The following is a 12,417-nucleotide window of genomic DNA, read 5'->3' on the forward strand; positions in this document are numbered from 1 at the left end:
TTACTGCTCATGTGTTTTTGAGCACTAAGAAAACGACACTAACAGCGGGCGGCTAAATGGAATTAACACCAAGAGAAAAAGATAAGCTACTTATCTTCTGCGCAGGAATGCTGGCACAGCAGCGCAAACAAAAAGGCTTAAAACTCAACTATCCAGAATCTATTGCACTGATCAGCAGTGCCATTCTCGAAGGTGCCCGTGAGGGTAAAACCGTTTCAGAGTTGATGGATTTTGGACGCACACTGCTTACTGTCGATGACGTTATGGAGGGGATCCCTTCCATGATCCCTGATGTACAAGTCGAAGCCACTTTTCCTGATGGCACCAAGTTGGTGACCGTTCATGAACCTATCGTGTAGGGAGAAGTAATATGGCTGGTTCAACAAAACAATACTCAGGATTCGTTCCCGGAAAAGTCGAAACCGCTCCCGGTGACATCACTCTCAATGAAGGCCGCGACACAACGTCCGTCAAGGTTCAAAACATTGGCGATCGTCCTGTTCAAATTGGCTCTCATTACCACTTCTATGAAGCAAACCCTTCACTGATCTTTAACCGAGAAGCTACTAAAGGCTTTCGACTCAATATTCCTGCTGGTACTGCAACCCGCTTTGAGCCGGGTCAGTCGCGCAGCGTCGAATTAGTGCGTTACGCCGGTAAGTTAGAGATCTATGGCTTCCAAGGAAAGGTGATGGGCAAGCTCTAAGCGCTCCCACGGAATAATGAAAATAACAAAGGATTGAACATGGCGACGATATCCAGACAGGCTTATGCCGAAATGTTTGGGCCAACAGTCGGTGACCGAGTGCGTCTTGCTGACACTGATTTATGGCTAGAAGTTGAAAAGGATTACACCGTATACGGTGACGAAGTGAAATTCGGCGGCGGTAAAGTGATTCGTGATGGACAAGGGCAAAGCCAACGTCCAAGTGCCGAAACGCCAGATTTGGTGATCACCAATGCGATTGTGTTGGATTACTGGGGCATCGTAAAAGCGGATGTCGCAATCAAAGATGGTCGAGTTCAGGCATTGGGTAAAGCGGGCAACCCAGATGTTCAGCCGGGCGTTGATATTGTGATTGGCCCGGGCACGGAAATTTTAGCAGGTGAAGGTTCAATCCTGACTGCTGGTGGCATTGATTCACACATCCACTTTATTTGCCCACAACAGATTGAAGAGGCGCTGGCATCCGGTGTGACAACCATGATCGGCGGTGGCACGGGGCCAAATACCGGCACCAACGCGACCACATGTACGCCGGGGCCTTGGAACATGCACCGAATGCTGGAGTCACTCGATCAATTCCCGATGAACTTTGGTTTGTTAGGCAAAGGCAATGCAAGTCAGCCTGAAGCATTGCGTGAACAAGTCGCTGCTGGAGCAGTGGGTTTGAAGTTGCACGAAGACTGGGGAACAACCCCCGCTTCAATCGATACCTGCTTGAGCGTTGCTGACGAGATGGACGTACAAGTCGCGATTCATACCGATACCTTGAATGAGTCTGGCTTTGTTGAATCAACACTTGGCGCAATTGGCGACCGAGTGATTCATACCTACCACACTGAAGGTGCGGGCGGTGGTCATGCTCCTGATATTATCCGTGCGGCAGGCGAACCCAACGTTCTGCCTTCTTCGACTAACCCAACACGACCTTACACCGTCAATACGGTCGATGAGCACTTAGACATGTTGATGGTGTGTCATCACCTTTCACCGTCGATTGCAGAAGATGTCGCGTTTGCTGAATCGCGTATCCGCCGTGAAACCATTGCCGCAGAAGACATTCTTCATGACTTGGGCGCGTTCTCGATGATCGCCTCGGATTCTCAAGCGATGGGACGAGTGGGCGAGGTAGTAACACGTACTTGGCAAACCGCGCACAAGATGAAAGTACAGCGTGGCAGCCTAAAAGAAGATTCAGACTACAGCGATAACTTCCGTTTAAGACGTTATGTCGCTAAGTACACCATCAACCCTGCGATCACTCATGGTATGTCCCATGAAATCGGTTCGATCGAAGCCGGGAAATTAGCTGACCTAGTTCTATGGAAGCCAGCCTTCTTTGGCGTGAAACCAAGCGTGATTTTGAAAGGCGGCATGATCGCCATGGCGCCGATGGGTGACCCAAACGCTTCAATCCCAACACCTCAGCCAGTTCACTACCGTTCAATGTTTGGTAGCTACGGTAAGGCATGTCAGAACACATCAATGTTGTTTGTCTCTAAAGAAGCCAAGGCGCAGAACATCGACAAACAGTTGGGTCTGCAGAGCTTGATTGGTGTTGTGAGCAACTGCCGAAATATCAGCAAAGCCGACATGAAACTCAATGATTGGATGCCGAAGATTGAGGTCGACTCTCAGACGTACCAAGTGCGCGCCGATGGTGAATTACTGACGTGTGAGCCTGCTGAAGAGCTGCCAATGGCACAGCGGTACTTTCTATTCTAAGCCTTTGACTAAAGAATCTTATTTTAGTGACCCTATTTTGAACGTTATAAATCTCACAAGGAGATTGAGGTAATAGCATGATTGAACTGACTCAACTGAATACTCAAATACAAAATGCACCGGACGGCTATTTGAGCCTACCGATCGATAGCCGCATCAAAAGCCGCCTTAAGGTGATGCTAGATGACGGGCGCAATGCCGGGCTGTTCCTACCACGAGGTCATATCTTGCGTGGTGGCGAACAACTCTCAAGTGAATGTGGTTTAGTCGTAGAAGTGAAAGCGGCACCGGAAACTGTTTCGACCGTTTACTGTGAAGACCCACATTTGCTAACGCGAGTGGCGTATCACCTTGGCAACCGTCATGTTCCGCTGCAAGTGGAAGCGGGTTGGGTTCGTTACCAACACGACCATGTTTTGGATGAAATGGTTGAAGGTTTAGGCGCGAAGGTGACCACCGAGAAACAACCGTTTGAACCAGAAGGCGGCGCTTATGGCGGTCGCTCAGGTGGGCATCATCACCATCATTAATCGAGTCATTTGAGACTCACCCATTTATAGATACAACCACGATATTAATAACAATAATACCAATCACAGTAAGTAAGTGATCAACAATAGCGCAGAAAAAAGGCTTGAGAACAAGGCATAATTTTTCGATAAGTAGTTATTCTACAATCAAAAATTATAACGCAGTTATCGAGCATTTTAGCAAGCTAGGGTGAGCAATTATTTACTACGATTGGTATAAAGCAAGGAACTCGCGATGAACTTTAAAACAGCTGCTGGCTTATGTACTTTCACAATAGCTTCTCTAACAGCATCAACATTGGCTTTAGCTCACCCAGGACATGGAGCGCACTCAGTTCATGAGTCCCACTCATTTATGTCTGGCTTAACTCACCCAGTGACAGGTATGGATCACTTGATCATGCTGATCGCTTTTGGCCTATTAATTGGCGCACTGTCATTTTCCACCAAGACAAAAGCCGCTCTGATTGGCGGTGGGTTGGCGTCTTTGGTGGTAGGACTCATCGCAGGCCAAGCCTTAGGTTTCTCTGTGATTGTTGAACCTGCAATCATCGCTTCTCTATTCGTTGTCAGCTTATGCTTATGGCACGTGTTTTCACCATCGACTAAGCGTGTGAACAGTGTATTAGCGGCTGCAATTGGCATGTTGTTTTTCCATGGTTATGCGCATGGCGTTGAAGCGGCAAGTAACCTAACTCAGTTTGCAGCAGGCATGAGCATCACAGCTTTGGTTCTGATGGTTATCGGTACATTAGTTGGCCGCGCGGTTTACTCTAAATGGATGTCGGTTGGTGTGGCTTCAGCAAGCGCACTATTACTGTTAGGCGCATAAGCTCTCGAACTTTTTCGATTCTAGAAAATTGAGGGCACGATTATGACCACAACAGAAAATGTCGCCATCTATCGTCTGTTTCAATTGATCAGTCCATCATTGCCAATTGGTGGGTTCACTTACTCGCAAGGTTTAGAGTTAGCGGTTGAAGCGGGCTGGGTGACCGATCGCAACAGCATGGAACAGTGGCTCAATACCATCGTCAGCTCCAGTGTTGCGACTTTGGAATTGCCCATCTTAGAGCGTCTTTATCACGCTCTAGAAAAGGGTGAACTCGATGAGATTGAGCACTGGTGTAACTACCTGTACTCAAGCCGTGAAACCAGTGAATTGCGAGCGGAAGAGAAGCAACGTGGGCAGGCATTGAATACTTTGTTGAAGCGCTTAGATATCGATATTTCTCTGGTGGACTCTGTTGATAGTCATCCCAATCAATTATTGGGCATGTGTATGGCGGCTCAGCATTGGGGCATTGATTTAGAAAGTCTCAAGCAGGGTTACTTATGGAGTTGGCTTGAAAATATCGTTACCGCAGGGGTCAAGTTAGTGCCTTTAGGTCAAACCGATGGTCAGTTGGCACTGATTAATATCACCAATACGTTTCCCGAGATCATTGAGAAAGCACGCACGATAGAAGATTGGATGGTAGGCAGCTTTTCGCCATCAATGGCATTAGCAAGTTCACTGCACGAAACACAATACACGAGACTATTTCGTTCGTAGCGGTCAGCTCGAACGGTGTAGTAAAAAGAATATAAGGAAGTAGACAATGGAAAGTTATAAGCAACCCCTTCGAATTGGTATTGGCGGCCCGGTAGGGTCTGGTAAAACAGCGTTGTTAGAGGTGCTATGTAAGGCGATTAGAGACAAGCTCAACATTGCCGTGGTAACCAACGACATCTACACGCAAGAAGATGCAAAGATACTCACGCGAGCAGAAGCGCTAGAACCGGATCGTATCATTGGTGTTGAAACGGGTGGCTGTCCGCACACGGCGATCCGTGAAGATGCGTCGATGAACTTAGCTGCGGTAGAAGAGCTGGCTAAGCTGCACAAAAACCTCGATGTGGTATTCGTCGAAAGCGGTGGTGATAACTTGAGTGCGACGTTCAGCCCTGAATTAGCCGATCTTACCATCTACGTGATTGATGTAGCGGAGGGGGAGAAGATCCCACGTAAAGGCGGGCCGGGTATTACGCGTTCTGATCTGCTAGTCATCAACAAGATCGATTTAGCACCATATGTGGGTGCGTCACTTGAAGTGATGGAGCAAGATACACAACGCATGCGACCAACCAAGCCATATGTGTTCACCAACCTCAAAGAGAGCCAAGGCTTAGATTTCATCATCAACTTTATTGTGACGGAAGGGATGCTGACCATGAAGGAGCCTTCTGCTACTGAGTAGAGTTTGAATTTCAAAACCAGTAGATAGAACAAAGCCCTGTCGATTATCGATAGGGCTTTTTGGTTTTAAATGATTTTCAACGTTCTAGTCGAACCTAAAGCTCACTCTTAACGACTTTTGTTGTCACTTGCGATTCAATCACACCGTCTTCAACTTGGGTGGTGATCACTTCGCCCACCTCAACATCGTTAATCGATGACACAGTCTTGCTCGATGCTGAATGAGTAATGCTGTAGCCACGCTTTAGGGTTGCTAGTGGACTAACGGTTTCTAACTTCTCAGCAGCCATGGCCAGCTGGTGTCGAGTGGTTAGCAGTGTTTTATCCATCGCATCTAATAGCTTCTGCTCAGAGCGTTGTAAATGCAGTTTCTGTTCACCAAGGCGTTTCACTGGCGAGTTCAGCTGAAGCTGGTGCTGTTTGCGCTCAACACGCTGTGCATGCTGCTTTAGGTATTGAGTCATACCACGACGCAAACGCATGTCTAGGTCATCAAGTTGCTGACTCTGCTTTTGCAGTTGGTAGCTCGGGTGTTGCTTCTCTAAGCGGTATTTCAACGTTTGAGTGGATTGTGCTTGTTTGATTAACACATGACGAATCGCACTCACTAAGCGAGCGCGTTTAGAGGCAAAAGCTTGCTCTTTATGACTGTTGTCACGGCTAACCAATTCTGCAGCTGCTGATGGAGTTGGAGCTCGCATATCTGCGACGAAATCGGCGATAGTGACGTCAACTTCGTGGCCAACTGCGCTGATAATCGGGATCTGGCTTGCTGCAATTGTGCGAGCAACGATCTCGTTATTGAAGCACCATAAGTCTTCTAATGAACCGCCGCCACGACCCACGATCAACACATCACACTCATTGCGTTCGTTAGCTCGTCCAATCGCTTGAGCAATCTGAATTGCCGCCTCTTCGCCTTGAACCATGGTCGGGTAAACCACAACAGGCAATGAAGGATCGCGTCTTTTCAGTACATCAAGAATATCAAACAGCGCCGCGCCGGTTTTCGACGTGATAACGCCAACGCGCTTTGGGTGTTCAGGAAGCGGTTGCTTACTCGATTGAGCAAACAGGCCTTCTGCGGCAAGGTTCATCTTCAGCTTTTCAAACTCTTGCTGAAGCTTACCGTCACCTTCTGGTTGCATGCTTTCGATGATCAGTTGATAGTCACCGCGTGGCTCATAAAGAGACAGACGAGCTTTAACTAGAACTTGATTACCATTCTGGGGCTTAAAAGTGACACGGCGGTTATTGCCACGAAACATAGCGCACTTAACTTGAGCGCGAGAGTCTTTAAGCGTGAGGTACCAGTGACCAGATACAGGTGCAGAGAAGTTTGAGATTTCACCAACGAGCCAGACTATTCCCATTTCGTTTTCTAATAGGAGACGAACCTCTGAGTTGAGGCGAGAAACAGTAAAGATGTTTGGATTAGTCATAGAAGCACTATCTTTCCTTGAAGGAAGGTCTTTCTTGGAATCTCACAGGGCGTGAGTATGGAAGATAGCGGCAATATAATACATAGCAAGGGGGTAAATGCAAATTAAAAATACAAAAATGTGTAGCCAAGCGATTTCGTTGGCCGTATAATCCGTCCGCAATATCTAATCCAAATGCAGTTTGATTTTCCTTAATTGGCTGCCCTCATTAGGCGAAACGATGAGATTGGATTGTTTCTTTTTACTCCTATTATTGTGAGATATTGCAAATGCTAAGAATTGCCAAAGAAGCGCTGACATTCGACGACGTACTGCTAGTGCCAGCACACTCCACCGTTCTCCCTAATACAGCTGATCTTCGCACTCAGCTGACGAAGAATATTTCCCTAAACATCCCAATGATATCTGCATCTATGGATACTGTGACAGAAGCTCGCCTAGCGATTGCACTGGCACAAGAAGGCGGAATAGGCTTCATTCACAAGAACATGTCTATTGAACAGCAAGCTGAAATGGTTCGCCAGGTTAAAATTTACGAAGCTGGTGTGGTTTCTCACCCTGTTACTGTAAGCCCTGACGCGACAATCGCTGATGTTGTAGCCCTTACCCAAAAACACGGCTTTGCCGGTTTCCCTGTTGTTACTGAAACAAACGAACTTGTTGGTATTATTACTGGCCGTGACGTTCGCTTTGTTACTGACCTTTCTAAGAAAGTTGATGTAGTAATGACACCTAAAGCTCGCCTTGCTTCTGTTAAAGAAGGTGCAACTCGTGAAGAAGTTCAAGAGAAAATGCACGAAGCGCGTGTTGAAAAAGTTCTTGTTGTAAATGATGACTTCCAACTTACTGGAATGATCACTGCAAAAGATTTCCACAAAGCAGAACGTAAACCAAACGCTTGTAAAGATGAGCGCGGCAGCCTACGTGTAGGTGCAGCTGTTGGTGCTGGTGCTGGTAACGAAGAGCGCGTTGCTGCTCTAGTTGAAGCTGGCGTAGACGTTCTACTTATCGACTCTTCACACGGTCACTCTGAAGGCGTACTTAACCGTATCCGCGAAACTCGCGCTGCATACCCTGATCTACAAATCATCGGTGGTAACGTAGCAACTGGCGCTGGCGCTCGTGCTCTTATCGAAGCGGGTGTTAGTGCGGTTAAAGTAGGTATCGGCCCGGGTTCAATCTGTACGACTCGTATCGTTACTGGTGTTGGTGTTCCTCAAGTAACAGCAATCGCAGACGCAGCTGAAGTCGCTAACGAATACGGTATTCCAGTAATCGCAGATGGCGGTATCCGCTTCTCTGGCGATATCTGTAAAGCTATCGTTGCTGGCGCATCTTGTGTGATGGTTGGTTCAATGTTCGCGGGTACTGAAGAAGCTCCGGGTGAGGTTATTCTTTACAACGGTCGTTCTTACAAGTCTTACCGTGGTATGGGTTCTCTTGGCGCTATGTCTCAAGGTTCTTCTGACCGTTACTTCCAATCTGACAACGCTGCAGACAAGCTTGTTCCAGAAGGTATTGAAGGTCGTATCGCATACAAAGGTCGTCTAAAAGAGATCGTTCACCAACAGATGGGCGGTCTACGCTCAAGCATGGGCCTAACGGGTTCTGCAACTGTTGAAGACATGCGTACTAAAGCTGAGTTTGTTCGTATCTCTGGTGCGGGCATGAAAGAATCTCACGTACACGATGTTCAAATCACGAAAGAAGCACCTAACTACCGTTTAGGTTAATAATACGTCCAAACGTTTGAATAATGTGCTGATTTAGTCGGCACATTAATATACCAATCGTAGTAAATAACTGGTCATCCTAGCTTGTTAAAAACCTCGATAACTTCGTTAGAATTTTTGATTGTAGAATAACTACTTATCAGAACTCTTTGTTGAATAGAGCAGCCTTGTTCTCAAGCTTTTTTCCAGCGCTACTACTGAACGCTTACTTACTGTGATTGGTATTATATCTACCGCCTGTTTTGTTTAGAGAGTGATTTTCTCAAAACACGTGGTTAAAGATATCTAACGAAAACGTTTGCTTTATTTCTTGAAGAGTTAATCAGAGGTGAGTAAACTCGCCTCCGTTTTATCACATAGCCAATAAGACTGCTTACAATGACTAAAAATATTCATGACCAACGTATTCTAATTCTGGACTTCGGTTCTCAATACACACAGCTAGTAGCTCGTCGTATTCGTGAGATCGGTGTTTACTGTGAACTTTGGAGCTGGGACGTAGAAGAAGCGGATATTCGTGAATTCAATCCAGACGGCATCATCCTATCTGGCGGTCCTGAAAGTGTAACGGAGGAGAACTCTCCACGTGCACCTCAGTACGTATTTGATTCAGGTGTACCTGTCTTCGGTATCTGCTACGGCATGCAAACTATGGCTGAGCAACTTGGCGGTAAAGTAGCAACGTCTACTGAGCGCGAGTTCGGCTACGCAGCTGTACAAGTGACTGGCGAGTCTGCACTTTTCGCTGACCTTGAGTCTACTCAAGATGTTTGGATGAGCCACGGTGACAAGGTGGTTGAGATCCCAGCTGATTTCACAAAGATCGCTGAAACAGACACTTGCCCATACGCTGCTATGGCAAACGAAGAGAAGAAGTACTACGGCGTACAATTCCACCCAGAAGTAACACACACTAAGAACGGCCTAAAAATGCTTGAGAACTTCGTTCTTAACGCATGTGGTTGTGAAGGTCTGTGGACTTCAGCTTCAATCATTGAAGATGCAGTTGCACGTATTAAAGAGCAAGTAGGTGACGACGAAGTTATCCTTGGTCTTTCTGGTGGTGTTGATTCATCTGTAGTTGCGATGCTTGCTCACCGCGCTATCGGCGACAAACTAACATGTGTATTTGTAGATAACGGCCTTCTTCGTTTAAACGAAGGTGAGCAGGTTATGGAGATGTTCGGCAACAAGTTTGGCCTAAACATCATCAAAGTAGATGCTGAGCAACGTTTCCTTGATGCTCTTGAAGGCGAAGCTGAACCAGAAGCTAAGCGTAAGATCATCGGTCACGTATTCGTAGATATCTTCGATGAAGAGTCTAAGAAACTGAAGAATGCTAAATGGCTTGCTCAGGGTACTATCTACCCAGACGTAATCGAGTCTGCTGCATCTAAGACAGGTAAAGCACACGTAATCAAATCTCACCACAACGTTGGTGGCCTTCCTGATGATATGGAAATGGGCCTTGTTGAGCCTCTACGTGAGCTGTTTAAAGATGAAGTACGTAAGATCGGTCTAGAGCTTGGTCTTCCATACAACATGCTTTACCGCCACCCATTCCCGGGTCCAGGTCTAGGTGTTCGTGTACTTGGCGAAGTGAAGAAAGAGTACTGTGATCTACTGCGTCGTGCTGATGCTATCTTCATTGAAGAGCTTCACGCTGCTGACCTTTACCACAAAGTATCTCAAGCATTCACGGTATTCCTACCAGTACGTTCAGTTGGCGTAATGGGCGATGGCCGTAAGTACGATTGGGTTGTATCTCTACGTGCTGTAGAAACTATCGACTTCATGACTGCTCACTGGGCGCACCTACCATACGACTTCCTAGGTAAGGTTTCTAACCGTATTATCAACGAAGTTAACGGCATTTCACGTGTTGTTTACGATATTTCTGGTAAGCCACCAGCAACTATCGAGTGGGAATAATCTCTTAGAGATTTAACCAGCTTTGATTAAGATCTTAAGCCTCGGACTCAGTTCGGGGCTTTTTTCTTTGTCGATTCATTATATTGATTCATTGCATTAAAGGCTCATGAGCAATACCTCGAAATCAAATGAACAACAACTAGAAACCAAATGAGTTGGAAACTAGATATCAGCTCAAGAAACCATGAGACGCTTTGTTGTGTTGAGCCAGATATCAAAAAGATCACTCGCACTTTTTATAAATTCACACAGCTACAGCTAGGCCATTTTACATGTGAAGCATACTCTTTGATGGACTTATTAAGGACAGATAAGAGAATCCATCATGTTAAAAATCAAATATTTGGTGACAGTACTGGGCTGCACATTAGCAGCTCAAAGTCATGCGTCTTTAAACATTCAACCTGATCCGCAAAACCCGAATGGTTACCTTGTTGAAAAGTCGGCTCTACAAGCTGCTGAACAAGCGAAAACATCCGATCCTATGTATGCGATCTGGTCACAGGCACTTCAAACTCGCCCTAACACCATCGTTGAAGCGATTGAACCCGGTTCCCCCTCTAACCCTGAAAACGTAAAGCGTGTAGAGCGCGTGTTCCCTCAATCTGAATGGGACTTTCTCACTCAGATGGCAGCGCCAGAATACACCTACACTCGCTTCTTACGTGCGATTGGCAAATTTCCAGCTTTCTGTGGAGAGTACACCGATGGCCGTGACTCCGACGCCATCTGTAAGAAATCCATCATCACGGCCTTTGCTCACTTTTCACAAGAGACGGGTGGGCACATCGCGATAGACAACACCTCTGATAATCCATTAGCTCTCGAAGAGTGGCAGCAAGCGCTGGTGCATGTTCGTGAAATGGGTTGGTCTGAAGGCCAAGAAGGTTACACCACAGGTTGTGGTCAGAACGATTGGCAGAATGCCCGTTGGCCATGTGCTGCGGGACAGGGCTACTTCGGACGTGGTGCTAAACAGCTTTCTTACCATTTTAATTACGGCGCGTTTTCTGAAGTGATGTTTGACGGTGATGCGACTGTGCTTCTCAACAATCCGGGCTTAGTGGCGGATTCTTGGTTGAACTTGGCTTCTGCTATCTGGTTCTTCCTTACCCCTCAAGCCCCTAAACCAGCCATGTTGCATGTTATTGACCGCACTTGGACGCCCTCTCAACGCGAATTGGATGCGGGTATTGGCTATGGCTTTGGTACAACGATCAACGTGATCAATGGTGGTATTGAATGTGGCGAGCAGAACAAAGACAAAGGCCAACCCGTTAACCGAATTCGTTATTGGGAAGGGTTAGCCGCGCACTATGAAATTCCGGTAGAAGCGGATGAAGCCAATACTTGTTGGCAGCAAACGCCTTACGGAAGCTTAAACCTCAACGGAGCAACGGATGTGTTGTACACCAATTGGGATGGTAACTGGAAATACTACGCAGACCGCCCAGAAGGGTATTCCTTTGAGTGTGAGCTTGTTGGTTTCCAAACTGCTTATTCTGCGCTGGTGGCTGGCGATTACGAGAAGTGTGTGACCAATTTTTATGGGTCACATGCGAGTTGGCCTGAAGTGAAAGTAGTCGATAAGCTTGATCCGGTAGACCCTGGGACAGATCCCGGAGGTAATGGCTGGAGTGCGACTAAGGTTTACAACGCGGGTGACCAAGTGACTCATAATGGCGCAACCTACGAAGCGAAATGGTGGACACAAGGGGATGACCCTGCCAACGGCGGCCCTTGGAAATTAGTGGCAGGTGAGCCAACACCGCCGGTAGTCACCGATCCTGCACCAGTCGACCCTACACCTGTTGATCCTGTTCCGGTAGACCCAACACCAGTTGAACCACCTGTTACCGAGCCGCCGGTCGTCGTTGACCCATCGGTATTTATCACATGGCAAGCGGGTGTTAGCCAAGTGAGTAATGGCGACAAGGTGACACATAACGGCAAGTGCTTCGTGGCTAAAAACGGCCCGGGCGTATGGGAAAGCCCTGTTCAGTCAAATTGGTTCTGGGATGAAATCAGTTGTAATTGATCGTCTGAATACTGAGGAAGTGACCTAAGTTACGAGTTCAGTCGTACGACCATA

At 47.0% G+C, this 12,417-nt stretch carries 11 protein-coding genes; 10 read left to right on the top strand and 1 reads right to left on the bottom strand.

Annotated elements, in window-relative coordinates:
* Nucleotides 1-56 precede the first annotated feature (56 nt).
* The 7 genes from ureA to ureG all read left to right on the top strand — a co-directional run bounded on the left by ureA (nucleotide 57) and on the right by ureG (nucleotide 5,219).
* Complete coding sequence (ureA, locus tag MSG38_RS20385; RefSeq protein WP_004735119.1) at nucleotides 57-359, top strand: urease subunit gamma; 303 nt, start codon at nucleotides 57-59, stop codon at nucleotides 357-359.
* Nucleotides 360-370: 11 nt separating this feature from the next.
* On the top strand, nucleotides 371-706 hold the full coding sequence (locus MSG38_RS20390; protein ID WP_017087875.1) for an urease subunit beta: 336 nt from the start codon (nucleotides 371-373) through the stop codon (nucleotides 704-706).
* A 39-nt stretch (nucleotides 707-745) separates the two neighbouring features.
* Nucleotides 746-2,449 carry an urease subunit alpha gene (ureC, locus tag MSG38_RS20395; protein WP_048614369.1) on the top strand — a complete coding sequence of 568 codons (1,704 nt, stop codon included), beginning with the start codon at nucleotides 746-748 and terminating at the stop codon, nucleotides 2,447-2,449.
* A gap of 77 nt (nucleotides 2,450-2,526) precedes the next feature.
* The gene (gene ureE / locus MSG38_RS20400) at nucleotides 2,527-2,979 is read left to right on the top strand and encodes an urease accessory protein UreE (protein ID WP_048614367.1); all 453 of its coding nucleotides are present in this window, start codon (nucleotides 2,527-2,529) and stop codon (nucleotides 2,977-2,979) included.
* Between the two features lie 235 nt (nucleotides 2,980-3,214).
* Entirely contained in the window at nucleotides 3,215-3,811 is a 597-nt protein-coding gene (locus MSG38_RS20405) for a HupE/UreJ family protein (protein WP_248402481.1), read from the top strand.
* 42 nt (nucleotides 3,812-3,853) lie between these two features.
* Entirely contained in the window at nucleotides 3,854-4,534 is a 681-nt protein-coding gene (locus MSG38_RS20410; protein WP_050644430.1) for an urease accessory UreF family protein, read from the top strand.
* Nucleotides 4,535-4,580: 46 nt separating this feature from the next.
* Nucleotides 4,581-5,219, top strand: coding sequence for an urease accessory protein UreG (gene ureG, locus MSG38_RS20415; RefSeq protein WP_048614361.1), 639 nt, complete (start codon nucleotides 4,581-4,583; stop codon nucleotides 5,217-5,219).
* Between the two features lie 94 nt (nucleotides 5,220-5,313).
* Here ureG and xseA read toward each other — a convergent pair whose 3' ends face one another.
* Entirely contained in the window at nucleotides 5,314-6,660 is a 1,347-nt protein-coding gene (gene xseA, locus MSG38_RS20420) for an exodeoxyribonuclease VII large subunit (protein ID WP_172380618.1), read from the bottom strand.
* A 269-nt stretch (nucleotides 6,661-6,929) separates the two neighbouring features.
* Here xseA and guaB point away from each other — a divergent pair, with 269 nt between their 5' ends.
* The 3 genes from guaB to MSG38_RS20435 all read left to right on the top strand — a co-directional run bounded on the left by guaB (nucleotide 6,930) and on the right by MSG38_RS20435 (nucleotide 12,363).
* A complete protein-coding gene (gene guaB / locus MSG38_RS20425; RefSeq protein WP_017062496.1) occupies nucleotides 6,930-8,393 on the top strand; it encodes an IMP dehydrogenase in 1,464 nt (487 codons plus the stop codon).
* A gap of 378 nt (nucleotides 8,394-8,771) precedes the next feature.
* The gene (guaA, locus tag MSG38_RS20430; protein WP_048608103.1) at nucleotides 8,772-10,325 is read left to right on the top strand and encodes a glutamine-hydrolyzing GMP synthase; all 1,554 of its coding nucleotides are present in this window, start codon (nucleotides 8,772-8,774) and stop codon (nucleotides 10,323-10,325) included.
* 325 nt (nucleotides 10,326-10,650) lie between these two features.
* Complete coding sequence (locus tag MSG38_RS20435) at nucleotides 10,651-12,363, top strand: chitinase (RefSeq protein ID WP_248402482.1); 1,713 nt, start codon at nucleotides 10,651-10,653, stop codon at nucleotides 12,361-12,363.
* The last annotated feature ends 54 nt before the right edge of the window (nucleotides 12,364-12,417 follow it).

The sequence above is a fragment of the Vibrio sp. 1CM24A genome (genome assembly GCF_023161725.1).
In the GTDB taxonomy this organism is placed as follows: domain Bacteria; phylum Pseudomonadota; class Gammaproteobacteria; order Enterobacterales; family Vibrionaceae; genus Vibrio; species Vibrio coralliirubri.